We start from the raw sequence: 12818 nt of genomic DNA, 5'->3' as shown, positions 1-12818 counted from the left end.
CAAACCTCCATTCCACTAAAACGTCTCTAATATTTTAAGTTTTAAAAGCTGTGATCCCAATTATTAAAAAGAAACTTAAGCAGATCGAAATTTTGTGCAGAGAGCATAAGGTGGATTCATTTGCTCTTTTCGGATCAGCCGCAAACGGGGAATTCAATAATTCTAGCGACATCGATTTCCTGGTGAAATTTTCTAACTCCGTCGAACTACTTGATTATGCGGACAACTATTTCAATTTGTTGGAAAATCTAGAGAATCTTTTCGAAAGACCAATTGATTTAGTCTCGGAAAAAACCCTGAAAAACCCAATCCTCATCCAAGAAATAAACAAGTCAAAAATCCCTCTTTATGAATGCTAAGCATTTAAAATACACCCTTGATATTCAAAGTATCATAGAGGAATTAGAGATAATAAAAATCCGCGTGGGAAATGATTTTATTGTGAAAAGGGCGGTAGAACGAGATTTGGAAATTATCGGAGAAGCGGTTAAAAAACTTACGGAGTTGGACTCTACCATTAAACTATCCTCAATCAAGAAAATTATAGGATTGAGAAACATGATTAGTCACGCTTATGATTCTATTGAAGACGAATTGATTTGGGCAATTATCCAAAAGGACATCCCAATTCTCGAAAAGGAAATCAAAAGTCTCAGAGATCTATAAATTAAGCCCAAGAATTAGATGAAACTAAATTTTATCAGCACAATTTTTCTATTATTAGCAACCGTCTTAAGAGTCTACAGCCAGCAAGTAAAATCGGTGTACGAATCTGAAACACTACAAATCGAGCAAATCAGCCCAAATACATTTGTACATATCAGCTACCTAAATACCGATGATTTTGGAAAAGTGGCCTGCAATGGGATGATTGTCTTGAACGATGGAGAAGCGCTGGTTTTTGACACTCCGGCAAATGATGATGCTAGTTTAGAATTAATTAATTGGATAGAAAATGATCAAAAAGCCAACGTCAACGGAGTTGTTGCTACTCACTTTCACTGGGATTGCTTGGGCGGTTTAAACGAGTTTCATGCGAAAGGAATCCCTTCTTACGCATCTGACAAGACAATTGAGTTAGCAAAAACTGCTGGCTATACCACCCCAGAAAATGGCTTTAAAAAGAAACTTATTCTAAAAGCTGGCAGCATAAAAGTAACAAACCAATTCTTTGGAGAAGGCCATACTAAAGACAATTTTGTCGCTTATATTCCTTCAGATAAAGTGATCTTCGGCGGTTGTATGATCAAGGAGCTAGGCGCTGGAAATGGTAACCTAGAAGATGCTAATGTAGCCGAATGGTCTGCAACTGTTAGAAAAGTAAAATCAGCTTACCCGGAAGCTCAACTTGTAATACCTGGCCATGGAAAAATTGGTGGGACAAATTTGCTGGATTATACGATAGAGATGTTTGCCAAAATGCCGTAACCAAAAAAAAAAGCTCTTGCAGATTTCCGCAAGAGCTTTTCAATTTCAAACCATAATTCTATTACTTTCTATCTACTATTTTAAAAGTTGTTTTACCTGTGTGCACTTGGCCAAATCTATCCGTTGCCTCAATTTGGATAACATGTTCACCAGCTTCTAACCCTGAAGGAATACCTCCACGCCAAAGATGCTTACTTGCAGCAGGATTAGATGGGCGACGACCGTCAATTAATTCTTCTGTCACATCCCACTGATACAAATCAACCAAATAGGCTGGATCGTAATCCTCCACTTTATTAGCTTTCTTCCATTCTCCCTCATCAACTTTGATCAACACCTCATCTCCTTCGCTTCCCATAAAGAAGTTTACAAAGATGCCTGCAGTAGTCCGTTTGTCTTTTTCGAGGACTTTCGGTGCGAAAATCTCCATCTGATAATCACTCGACTTACCTGCTACTTGATAGCGGATTTTATACTGATTTCCTTCGAAATGAATCAGTGCATAGCCTTTCGGAGTACCATCTCGCATGGTAGATACGGGAATTCCCTTTTCATCCAGCGTACCCTTGTACCAATCACCAGAAGTAGTGCCTACATTATAATGATGATGTGGCTTATCCTGTCTCCATCCATCTTTTTTGTAAAACAAATCCTGCTTCTGCAAATGGGTGTGGGCAGATAGGGAAAGTGTATTTGGAAAATCAGCCAATAAGTCAAATATCTCCTGACGGTCTTCATCGCGGAAGGAATCCCCTTCCTCAGCCAATGGAATGTGCATAGAAATCACAATCAAGTGATCCTTTGGCACAAACTTCAAGTCGTTTCTCAGGAAGTCCAATTGATCGGCCCGCAAACCTCCCCAATATCCTTGCTGATCCCGAGGATCTGGCCATAGGATGTCGTCAAGGACGATAAAGTGAACTTTGCCCACATTATATGCATAGGCACTCGGACCAAAGTTAGCCTCGAATGCTTCATCGGCAAACTCATCACTTTCCACATCGTAATTCTGATCGTGGTTCCCCATGACGTTATACCAAGGAAGACCAACTTTCGCCACAGCTTTAGCATAAGGACCAAACAAACTCAAATCATCACCGACCAAATCTCCCAAAGAAAGACCGAAAGCTACGTCCTGAATTCCTTCCACTTCACTGACAATCCCTCGATCGAAGAAGTCAACTTCCTCTAAAGTGTAGGGCTGCGGATCTCCGAAAATCAGTGCCGTGAAGTCATCGGGCTCTTCCACCGCCGTCATTGCAAAGTTGATTTCCTTTGGAAGCTCACCTATGGGAGACGAACCTGCATACTTTAACGCCGGAGAGCCACTTGGCTTATGGATATGATAAAACTGTGGTTTGTTCAATGAATCCAGCTCAACCGTATAACCTGTTGGCTTGATCACAAATAGTAATTGCCCGTCTTTCAGTCCAATCTCATAGTAGCCATTTTCATCTGTCTGGACTACTTCCTGACCGTTAGAAATGCTAACTCCCGAAAGTCCTGCTTCCCTACGCTGCTTTTTACCATTTCCATTAGCATCGTGATAGACATAGCCTTTTGCCTGTTCTTGCGAAAAAGCTGTTAGACTTGTGAATCCCAAGACTAGGATTAATACTGTTTTTAATGAGTTTCTCATTTTTGCCACCATACTTTTGTATTGATATCATCAGCTCCCATTCGGGCTACCGCTGCATTATAATTATCAGGATTATTGATTTGTACACTTACAGGATACCGGAATCGTACTGGAGCCTGTTGGTTGTTTAGCATTCCCTCATTTTTTGGAAGTACAGGAAATCCTGTTCTACGGTATTCGAACCATTGTTGGTAATCATTGAAATATAATCCTATATACTTTTGAAGCATGATTCGCTCCAGCGAGCCATCATAAGCAGCTTCAGAATTAGCAAAATAACCAGGCGTCAATTCTACTCCCCACTGCTCCATTGCAGCTTTTACACCATTTTCGTAGTGTGTTTCCGCCTCTGTGTCTATCACTCCCCGCTGAGCAAGTTCTGCTTTTATAAACTCCACCTCGGCATATGTCAATAGTAAGGAAATCATTGGGGCTTCAACCAAAATCCGATTATGGTTGCTCGGGATAAACTGGAACTGATTGTCATTCCCATTGTATCCGCTAGGAATTCCTTTGTACCCTATGGCTGTCGTTCCATCTATATCCCGCGCCTGAGTCATAAACTTGGCTCTTCGAGGATCTTCCAAAGCATTCAATCTATCTACAAAAAACTCAGAAATTGAGCGGAAAGTAGTGAAGTCAATTGCCCTTCCCCAAGGAGATAGATTTGGCGTCACGCCGGTTATCTGAAGTATAGCTGATTCAGCTGTATTTTGAAAAACCGGATACTGCTCAGGATTATTGATCATGGAAGCCATTTTCGCAAATGAGTTCATCTCAGCTCTACCTGAAACTCTTAGTAATAACCTCAAATGCAGGGAGTTTGTAAACTTTCTCCATTTTTCTACATCATTGTGAAAAAGAATATCATCTCCGTAGATCATAGCCTTCGTGTCATCGTAAAGAGAATTTGCACGCTCTAGATCCTGGAAAATCTGAGTATAAACTGCCTCCTGAGAATCGAATGCTGGTTGAAAAATCCCATCTTCCGCCCGACTTGCTTCGGTCATAGGAATATCGCCAAAGCTATCTGTCAACTGACTCAAACTGTAAGCTCTCAAGGTCAATGCAATTGCCTCATAGTTCACATCAGAATTCTCAATAGCAGAAGTCTCCATCTCCTTGATGTTGATCAGCCATCTGTAATAGGTGCTCCAGGTGGAATTTCCCGCACCCTCGGATATATCATAGCGGTGAATCCCACCATTTGCACTAGGAAAAGGCAAGGCTACTTGCATCACCTGAAAGGTAAATGCATCAGCTCTATCCGTGCCAAAGCTTGATATTCCATAAATAGTTGGATTAAGCAAAGTTCCTGGACTAATCTGGTCGATCCTGTTTGGATCTGTGTTGATTTCCTCAAAATCATCGGTGCAGGAAGTCGAAGCCCAAGCTAGCGTTCCCAGCAAAAGTGTTGCAATATATTTGTTCATACTGTTCATCAATTAAAATTTAAGGGTAAGATTCACACCCATATTTCTTGTAGTCGGCAACTGCCCCATTTCCACTCCAGGGAGCAACGTGCCGCCATTCAGTGCAGCCGTTTCTGGGTCAAACATTGGGAACTTGGTCCACATCGCTAGGTCTCTACCATAGATGGCAATGGATGCCTGACGAATACTGGTTTTCTGTAGGAATTTGACAGGAACACCGTATTCCAATCTCATTTCCCGAAGTTTGATAAATGAAGCATCAAATGAATTTGATTCTACGTTTGCTCTTCTATAATAATCAGCATAGTAGCTAGCCAAATTGACCTCTGTGGTATTTGGAGAAAAAGTACCATCTCCATTATCCACCACGCCTTCACCAACAATAAAACCATCTTCTCTTCCCTTCAAGGTGTGCTTTAGCTTTCCTTGTTCAGACATTTTATGGTGCGTCTGTGAATAAACTATTCCTCCATACTGACCGTCAAAAAGCACACTCATCCGAAGGTTTTTATAGACAAATTCATTTCTAAAACCGCCTTTCCAATCTGCATAAGCATTTCCTTGGTATTCGATTTCGGCAGGTCTGGCAGGAAGACCATTGCTTCCATATACTATTTCACCTTCTGGTGATCTCACAAAACCAAACCCATAAATATCTCCTGTAGTCCCGCCTACTTTGGCTATAATTGTAGCATTTCCTCCATAGCCAATAACTTGGCTACCATCGACTTCGTCTGGAAGAGAAATGACTTCATTGTCATTTTTAGCCCATGTAATGAAAGAATTCCACTGGAAATTATTGGTTTTCACAGGACTGCCGTTCAGTACTAATTCTATTCCTCTATTCTGCACTTTTCCCGCATTAAGGACTGCACTGGAATATCCTGTAGTGATATCTACAGGCACTTCAAGAATCTGATTTTTGGTCTCAGAAATGTAGAAGTTGACATCAAAACCCAATCTTCTGTTGAAGAAAATCATCTCTAAGCCTGTCTCGAAACTTGTAGTAATCTCAGGTTTGAAGTTTGTATTGTAGAGCGTAGAAGGTACAGAAGCAGAGCCTGGAAACTCACTTTGCCCATAATATTTCGACGTACGATACGGATCTGTATCATTTCCCACTTGAGCGCCTGATACTCTTAGCTTCGCAAAAGAAATCGGTTCCGGCATTTCGAAAATGTCAGAAAGCACAAAGCTGGTACTTACCGATGGGTAAAAGAAGCTGTTGTTTTGAGTAGGAAGTGTACTTGACCAGTCATTTCTTCCTGTGATGTCCACGAATATTTTCTCATCAAAATCCAAAGTCATCAAGCCGTAAAGGGAATTGATCACTCGATTATTATTATTTGTTGAGAGGACCGGATTGTTAATACCATTAGCAAGTTTGTACACACCTGGGATCACCAAACCATCCACATATGCAGACATCATGCGATACTTTCTAGACATATGGTTTCCACCTACACTTGCTCTCAAAGAGATTTTCTCAGCCAATTTCCCGGTGTAAGTGAAAAGAAAATCTGAGTTTTGCTCGTAGTTAGTGATGTTTTGTTCTTTATAATATCCTCTTTGGAAATTTGCAGTGCTATAAGGTCTTTGCTGTGCACGCTCTTCCTGACTCATCGCCAAACTCGTACGAAGCATCAATTCAAAATGATCATTGAATTTGTAATCGGCCGATAGATTTCCAAAGACTGTATTATTATTCACAGAGTTAGTCATCTCATAAGCGATCAAATATGGATTGTCTATGAAAGAGCTAAATGGATGAATCTGGTCTACATTTTCCTGGCCTTCCTTCCAAATAGGCCTGTACCAATTCAGGTCAATACTGGGGTTTTGAAAGATCATGAAATAAGAGATTGACTGATTGTTATATCCGGTAGCGGGAAGGTTGTCCGAACTCTTGTTGGTGTAATTTACTTTAGCATTTAGCTTCAACTTTTTGCTGATTTGCTGGGAAGCCGAAAGTGCAGCTACTAAGCGATCAAACCCAGTATTTGGCATGATCCACTCATTCTTGGTCTGTGTGATAGATGCTCTCAGTGAGCCACCTTCATTGGCTCCTTCCAAGGACACGCTGTTTACCATATTGAAGCCTGTTCTCCAGAACCCAGTCACATTATCCTCGTAAGGCCGCCAAAGCTGGCGTTCTGCAGACTGACCTTCCAACGTAGGATCATATTGAAAATAAGATTGACCTTCAAACTTTGGCCCAAAGGCACTACTTGTACCGCCTGTATTCGAGCCATCTTCTGAAACTCCATAGCTGTAGAATAAATCTCCATCAGCATTAAAAGCCCTTCCTGTCCCCTGTCCATATTCGTATTGTCTGTCTGGCCACTTTAATGCATTTTGGAAGCTAAAATTAGAATTTATTGTCACCCCTAATCCTTTGGTCTTTTTGGAGCCGCTTTTGGTAGTCACGATCAAAGCTCCGTTGGCAGCACGGCTACCGTAAAGTGCTGTTGCGCTGGCACCTTTAAGAACGTTGATGGTCTCAATATCATCAGGATTCAGGTCGGCAATGCCGTTTCCAAAATCTACAGGAACATCATTTCCTGATCCAGCTCCATAGGCATTACTAACTCCTGATGAAGTCAATCCAGAATTCATAGGAACTCCATCCACTACAATCAAAGCAAAGTTGCCATTCGGATTAAGGGAATTATCACCTCTCAGGCTGATCTGAGAAGAATTCATTGGTCCAGAACCTGCAGAAAGCACATTCAGGCCTGCCACTTTTCCGCGCAAAGCATCCGACCAGTTGTTTGATCTTGCATCCAAAAGCTGTTCTGAATCCACTTTTTGAGTAGCATATCCCAATGCTTTTTCCTCTCTTTTGATACCCAAAGCAGTCACTACAACTTCACCAAGCACGTCCCCATCCAATCTTAATCGGACAGTTAACTCTGTTTGGTTTTGAGCAGATATTTCCTGCCTATCATAACCTACATAGGAGAAAACCAAAACAGCTCCTTCATCTACGGTTATTGCAAATTTCCCATCAATATCAGAGGTGGTTCCTTTGGTAGTGCCTTTTATGATGATGTTGACACCGGGTAGGGTTTCTCCAGTCTCTTCATCAATGACAATTCCTGAAATCTGAACCCTTTCTTCCATTTGAGGCTGCACTGCAGAATTGTTCTTGGTGCTAACAGCAATGGTGTTGTTGACTTGTTTGAATTTCAAATTAGACTGAGCAGAAATCTCCTCCAGAATAGTCTGCAGATCATTTTTCCTTTTGCTATAGCTTATTTTTGAATTAATGTCTAATCCAGCTTCATAGGAAAACTTAAACCCAGACTGTTTTTCTATCTGTACAAATGACTCAGATAAAACCAATTCATTAGTGCTTAACGAGACCATAGTCTCTTCCAGTTTTTGAGCATTGACGCCACTGGCAAACACCATGGAGTGCATCCAGCAACTGAGAAGGCAAGCCGTAAATAATCTCATAGCCAAGGTTTTTAAGGCAGGTGGTAACTTTTTTTTCATAGATTTGATGTGTTCATGTGATAAAATGTCTGAATCGTTTTTTTACTCGAACTGAATGGATTCGTTGGCGCGGATCCATTCGTCTTTTAAGGGCAATTTTTGAAGGTTAGCATTACATTTTTAGCCTCTATCTCATAAGTTATTGGTATAGAATATTGAATCAATTGCAGTAGGTTTTCCAAATTTTGATTCTTGTAGGTTCCTGAAATTCTGCAGGTATTTGAAGCCTTGAGATCAGAAGTTATCTGCACTCCATACCAATCTTCCAGCGTCTTTAACATCTCTTGCATTGGAGTTTCATCAAAAACAATGATGTCCTCTGTCCAGGCGAAAAGCGGGTCGGATTTGGGAATAGTGGAAACGTTACCTCCTTGATCAGAATAATCAAGGCGTAGATTGGGAGTAAGCATAAAAATTGAATCCAAAGGGTCAGAGACCTTTACCAAGCCAGTTTTCACAGCTACTACTACTACTTCCTGTTCATCGGGTTGATTTTTGATCAGAAATGATGTACCAAGGACCTCAGTTGTTAGAGTCGCTGTTTCTACTCGAAACGGATGAAGACTGTCACGTTTTACCTCAAAAAATGCCTCGCCTGAAAGTATTACCAATCTATTTTCTGAGAAGTTTTCTGAAACCTGAATTTTGGTATCATGGAATAAGCTTACTGTTGAACCATCAGGTAGGCTTACCTTTTTAATCATCCCTTTACCATTTTCGAAAGTCAATAGCTTCGCTTCCTGAATTAGTGAATTCTCAGAAGGCATCAACTTCGTGACAAATAGCCCTATTCCAATTAGAATAATAATTGATGCTGCAATCTTCCAACCCAAAAAGCTTTGTTTAGGAGATGAATCCGGAATTCGGGAACGGGTAGCTTTCTGAATATTCTGGAGCATTTCAGATTCAACCTGGTCTTTGTTCCGCTTTTTATAATCCTGAATATGCCAAGGAGTGTCAATCCCCTGGTTGTACCAAGAATTGAACTTTTGAACATCTTCTTTGGAAGCTTTGCCTCGCAGCATTTTAGATACAATGTCCGAAAGGACCGATGGTAATCTCATGTATTGTCGTCTTTCACTTATAGAGTACCGAAACGACTACTCGACTACCGCCCATTTTGATTAAGTAATCATGAATAATGAGCTGAGAAAAATTAATCTCGCGGTAACAAAGAAGTGCTTATGCCACTAGGTAGATCGCCAATGCCGGAGCCAAATGTTTCAGCTCACCACGCAAAATTTTTAGGGACTTAGAAAGTTGATTGTGAACTGTCTGAGGAGAAATAGTAAGCTTTTCTGCGATCTCATCTACAGAATATCCTTCCATTCTACTCATACGAAAAATCAGCTGAGCTCTTGGAGGAAGCATCTCTACTGCAATTTCTATTTCCTTGTACAATTCATCAAAACCAAAAATATCCTCTTCATAAAAAGATTCAGGCAATGCATCAGTTCTTTTCGACTTACTTTTTGCCTGCTCATCAAAATACTTCATCACCTGATATTTCACCGATGTGAGGAGGTACCCTTTGATTCCGGATTTGATTTCCAGTGAAGCACGTCTCTGCCAGATATCTATAAAAATCTCCTGCAGGATGTCCTCTACGATGGATTGATCACCTATTTTACTATAGGCACTTTGGTACATTAATTCCCAATTGTCCTTGAAAACCTGTTCGAAATGTGCTGTATTCTGAAAAGTGGACATAATCCTATGAAGCGTATATATCAAAATTAATTCGCCCTAGATTAAAAGGTGAAAATGATAGGTTAAGATATTATTAAGAGGTGAACTCAAAAAGTGGTTTTAACCTTTCAATTATCAACCAAGAAAAATATTTTATGCAATCACTAAAAGGAAAAAGCGCGCTGATCACTGGCGCAGGAAAAGGATTAGGTAAAGCTATTGCTCTGGCTCTTGCCGCAGAAGGAGTTAATTTGGCAATTCTATCCAGAACAGAATCTGACCTAATTAAGGTAAAAGAAGAAGTCGCCGCAATTGACTCCTCATTGAAAGTTGCGATTGCTGTCGCTGATCAGTCAGATTTTTCTAGCATCAAAACCGCCATCGCTTCTTTGATCTCTGAAGTCGGAGTTCCCGACATTTTGGTCAATAACGCCGGAACTGGCAAGTTTGGCAATTTCCTCGATCTGGAAGTAAGTGAATGGGAAAACATCGTAAAGGTGAACCTATTCGGGGTTTACTATGTGATCCACGAAGTTCTTCCAGGAATGCTGGAGAGAAAATCAGGAGATATTGTAAATGTGTCTTCTACCGCCGGACAGAAAGGTAATGCGATGACTAGTGCTTACAGCGCATCCAAATTTGGATTGAACGGACTGACAGAATCATTGATGATGGAAGTTAGAAAGTCAGATATCCGAGTATTCAGTATGAGTCCTAGCACTATTGCCACTGACTTAGCCATGGACAATAATCTGACCGATGGAAATCCTGATAAAGTTTTGCAGCCGGAAGATTTTGCAGAGTTGCTTGTAGCCCATCTGAAATTGCCAAAGCGTGCTCTTGTGAAAGAAGTAGGGCTTTGGTCTACTAATCCTTAACGGGTTTTTCTTCCAAGATCACTAATTCTTACCTACTCATTAATGCAACAATATTGCATTAATGAATGCTTTTTCTACCTTTGCCCAACTAATCAATATAAAGATGGAAGAAAGCAATTTCGAGGTAATTATTATTGGAGGCAGCTACTCAGGCTTATCCGCCGCTATGGCACTGGGAAGATCATTGAGAAAGGTATTGGTCATCGACGCTGGACAACCATGCAATCGCCAAACTCCTCATTCCCATAATTTCTTGACGCAGGATGGAAGAACTCCCGCAGAATCTCAACTATTGGCAGAGAACAAGTAGCTTCCTATGAGACCATAACTTTCCTTGATGGGTTTGCAGTTGAGGGAAAAAAGACGGATTCCGGCTTTGAAATCAAAACTGAAAAAGGCGAATTATTTGAATGTAAGAAGTTGATTATTTCCACTGGGGTCAAGGATATTATGCCTAAAATCCCTGGCTTTGCGGAGTGCTGGGGAATATCTGTGATCCATTGCCCGTACTGCCACGGTTATGAAGTTAGAAAACAAAAAACCGGTATTCTAGCTAATGGAGAGTTTGGATACGAGTTTGGGAAATTGATCACCAACTGGACCGATGATTTAACAATTTTTACTAATGGGAAATCGACATTGACAGATGAGCAAACGGGTAAATTGGCTGGGAAAGGCGTGAAAATTATAGAAACTGAAATAGAAAAAATTGAGCACACCAATGGTAAACTTGACCATTTAATTCTAAAAGATGGTACTCAAGTACCGTTGCAAGCAGTTTATGCAAAAGCTGATTTTGTACAGAGTTCTGGTATTCATTTAACTCTGGGAATTGAATTGACAGAGCAGGGTCATATTAAAGTGGACCCAATGCAAAGAACAAATATTCCTGGCGTTTACGCTTGTGGGGATACTACCACGCAGTTCCGCTCAGTGTCATTTGCGGTTTCTACCGGCACAATGGCTGGAGCTGCTTGCAATAAGGAATTGATAGACCAAGATTTCTAGAAACTAGCTTTTCAAGCAATAAAGGCACAAATCCATCAACTTTGATTGTGCCTTTATTGATAATTTTAATTTCTATTTGACTACACTGGCAACTTTTTCAATCACTACATTCTTTGGCTCCAAATTCCTATCAAATAGCAAAGGGTAATTAGTTCTTCCCCTCACCGGAAAATTATTCAGCCAGCTCGTTCTATCACTTAATCCCCAAAATGTTACCCGTGTGATCTTGTCCTTATGCTTTTCATATATGCCAAAAATTTCTGTATAACGTGCGGCAAGTTGTGCTTCGGCTTCTGGGGTAATGCCCTCTTTATACGGATTATATTCATCCGAATTAGCAAAATTCATATTCAGATCAGCACCCTCAGCTCTTCGTGGTCTAGGCAGCACATCTACATCGAGCTCAGTAATCATTACTTTAAATCCAGCCTCATGAATATCAATGATTCCCTGTTCGATCTCTTCTAAGGTGGGTGAGTCCAATTGATAGTGCCCTTGCATTCCTATTGCATCCACTTGGATTCCTTCAGCCACCATTTCTTTTGCGAAATCCAGAATCCCTTTTCTTTTAGAAGCCTTCCAAACATTGTAATCATTATAATACAACTCAGCATCTGGATCCACCTCGTGAGCTTTTCGAAAGGCTGTTTTGATAAAATCTTTTCCCGCCACGTTAAACCATTTGGATTCACGGAAAGAACCATCTTCATTAAATGCTTCGTTTACTACATCCCAGCCATCAATTTTTCCTTTATATCTTCCAGCTACAGTTTCTATATGATCCTCCATTCTGGCTAATAAAGCTTCTTTGTCCAGCATTTCCTTTCCCTCATTTTCAAAGACCCAATTCGGAACTTGCTGATCCCATACCAAACAATGCCCGATAATAAAAGAGTCAAGTCTTTCCCCTAGGGCAACATATTTATCGCCAAACTCAAAATCGTATCGGTTAAGTTCAGGATGAACCAGTTGCCATTTGAGTCCATTTTCGGGACTTAAGCTGTTGAAATTCTTTTCAATGAGAGACTTTACTTTTGGATCAGAACTGTCAACTTGACGGGAATTGAGAGCTACACCAATGTGATAGCTGTCTGAAAATATATCTTTCAGCCCTTCGCTTTTAGGTTTTTGAGATGAAAAAATAAGAGTGAGTAAAACAAAGAGTATAGATTTTTGAAGCATAGTTGTCGTGATTTTACCGGAACCGTAAGGTATTAAAAAAGAACAATATTTGTTTAGATGTCA

General features: G+C 40.5%; 12 protein-coding genes. 6 read left to right on the top strand and 6 right to left on the bottom strand.

All coding sequences use genetic code 11. From position 1 onward, the window contains the following. The first annotated feature begins 50 nt into the window (after window positions 1–50). From AACZ73_RS13895 to bla, 3 genes are read left to right on the top strand one after another with little or no spacing between them, the layout of a single operon-like run. Window positions 51–359 carry a nucleotidyltransferase domain-containing protein gene (locus AACZ73_RS13895; protein WP_339878710.1) on the top strand — a complete coding sequence of 103 codons (309 nt, stop codon included), beginning with the start codon at window positions 51–53 and terminating at the stop codon, window positions 357–359. Then, a complete protein-coding gene (locus tag AACZ73_RS13890) occupies window positions 349–666 on the top strand; it encodes a HepT-like ribonuclease domain-containing protein (RefSeq protein WP_339878708.1) in 318 nt (105 codons plus the stop codon). Before AACZ73_RS13895 ends, AACZ73_RS13890 begins: the two co-directional genes overlap by 11 nt. Window positions 667–684: 18 nt before the next feature. Continuing rightward, window positions 685–1428 carry a subclass B1 metallo-beta-lactamase gene (gene bla / locus AACZ73_RS13885; RefSeq protein WP_339878706.1) on the top strand — a complete coding sequence of 248 codons (744 nt, stop codon included), beginning with the start codon at window positions 685–687 and terminating at the stop codon, window positions 1426–1428. A 61-nt stretch (window positions 1429–1489) separates the two neighbouring features. Here bla and AACZ73_RS13880 read toward each other — a convergent pair whose 3' ends face one another. From AACZ73_RS13880 to AACZ73_RS13860, 5 genes are all read right to left on the bottom strand, one after another. Further along, window positions 1490–3067 (bottom strand): calcineurin-like phosphoesterase C-terminal domain-containing protein, encoded by a 1578-nt coding sequence (locus AACZ73_RS13880; RefSeq protein WP_339878704.1) that lies wholly within the window; start codon window positions 3065–3067, stop codon window positions 1490–1492. Continuing rightward, on the bottom strand, window positions 3064–4500 hold the full coding sequence (locus AACZ73_RS13875; RefSeq protein WP_339878702.1) for a SusD/RagB family nutrient-binding outer membrane lipoprotein: 1437 nt from the start codon (window positions 4498–4500) through the stop codon (window positions 3064–3066). Before AACZ73_RS13875 ends, AACZ73_RS13880 begins: the two co-directional genes overlap by 4 nt. 12 nt (window positions 4501–4512) lie before the next feature. Next, window positions 4513–7998 carry a SusC/RagA family TonB-linked outer membrane protein gene (locus tag AACZ73_RS13870; protein ID WP_339878701.1) on the bottom strand — a complete coding sequence of 1162 codons (3486 nt, stop codon included), beginning with the start codon at window positions 7996–7998 and terminating at the stop codon, window positions 4513–4515. 86 nt (window positions 7999–8084) lie between these two features. Further along, on the bottom strand, window positions 8085–9062 hold the full coding sequence (locus AACZ73_RS13865) for a FecR domain-containing protein (protein WP_339878700.1): 978 nt from the start codon (window positions 9060–9062) through the stop codon (window positions 8085–8087). Between the two features lie 118 nt (window positions 9063–9180). Then, window positions 9181–9708 (bottom strand): sigma-70 family RNA polymerase sigma factor, encoded by a 528-nt coding sequence (locus AACZ73_RS13860; protein WP_339878699.1) that lies wholly within the window; start codon window positions 9706–9708, stop codon window positions 9181–9183. Between the two features lie 134 nt (window positions 9709–9842). Between AACZ73_RS13860 and AACZ73_RS13855 the strand changes: the two genes are divergently transcribed. From AACZ73_RS13855 to AACZ73_RS13845, 3 genes are all read left to right on the top strand, one after another. After that, window positions 9843–10565 (top strand): 3-ketoacyl-ACP reductase, encoded by a 723-nt coding sequence (locus AACZ73_RS13855; RefSeq protein ID WP_339878698.1) that lies wholly within the window; start codon window positions 9843–9845, stop codon window positions 10563–10565. Between the two features lie 103 nt (window positions 10566–10668). After that, window positions 10669–10875: a hypothetical protein gene (locus AACZ73_RS13850; RefSeq protein WP_339878697.1), complete on the top strand. Its 207-nt coding sequence runs from the start codon at window positions 10669–10671 to the stop codon at window positions 10873–10875. Between the two features lie 110 nt (window positions 10876–10985). Beyond that, window positions 10986–11573, top strand: coding sequence for an NAD(P)/FAD-dependent oxidoreductase (locus AACZ73_RS13845; protein ID WP_339878695.1), 588 nt, complete (start codon window positions 10986–10988; stop codon window positions 11571–11573). A 72-nt stretch (window positions 11574–11645) separates the two neighbouring features. Here the strand turns inward: AACZ73_RS13845 and AACZ73_RS13840 are convergent, their stop codons facing one another. Continuing rightward, window positions 11646–12755: an endo-1,4-beta-xylanase gene (locus tag AACZ73_RS13840; protein WP_339878693.1), complete on the bottom strand. Its 1110-nt coding sequence runs from the start codon at window positions 12753–12755 to the stop codon at window positions 11646–11648. Between the last annotated feature and the right edge of the window lie 63 nt (window positions 12756–12818).

Source organism: uncultured Algoriphagus sp. (assembly GCF_963974835.1).
Lineage (GTDB): Bacteria > Bacteroidota > Bacteroidia > Cytophagales > Cyclobacteriaceae > Algoriphagus.
This window is presented reverse-complemented; position numbering and strand designations above follow the sequence as displayed.

Excerpts from the sequence above, each read along its gene's own strand:
- AACZ73_RS13865 (WP_339878700.1), bottom strand. The coding sequence starts at position 9,062 with ATGAGATTACCATCGGTCCTTTCGGACATTGTATCTAAAATGCTGCGA.
- bla (WP_339878706.1), top strand. The coding sequence starts at position 685 with ATGAAACTAAATTTTATCAGCACAATTTTTCTATTATTAGCAACCGTC.
- AACZ73_RS13890 (WP_339878708.1), top strand. The coding sequence starts at position 349 with ATGAATGCTAAGCATTTAAAATACACCCTTGATATTCAAAGTATCATA.
- AACZ73_RS13880 (WP_339878704.1), bottom strand. The coding sequence starts at position 3,067 with ATGAGAAACTCATTAAAAACAGTATTAATCCTAGTCTTGGGATTCACA.
- AACZ73_RS13840 (WP_339878693.1), bottom strand. The coding sequence starts at position 12,755 with ATGCTTCAAAAATCTATACTCTTTGTTTTACTCACTCTTATTTTTTCA.
- AACZ73_RS13855 (WP_339878698.1), top strand. The coding sequence starts at position 9,843 with ATGCAATCACTAAAAGGAAAAAGCGCGCTGATCACTGGCGCAGGAAAA.
- AACZ73_RS13850 (WP_339878697.1), top strand. The coding sequence starts at position 10,669 with ATGGAAGAAAGCAATTTCGAGGTAATTATTATTGGAGGCAGCTACTCA.
- AACZ73_RS13870 (WP_339878701.1), bottom strand. The coding sequence starts at position 7,998 with ATGAAAAAAAAGTTACCACCTGCCTTAAAAACCTTGGCTATGAGATTA.
- AACZ73_RS13875 (WP_339878702.1), bottom strand. The coding sequence starts at position 4,500 with ATGAACAAATATATTGCAACACTTTTGCTGGGAACGCTAGCTTGGGCT.
- AACZ73_RS13860 (WP_339878699.1), bottom strand. The coding sequence starts at position 9,708 with ATGTCCACTTTTCAGAATACAGCACATTTCGAACAGGTTTTCAAGGAC.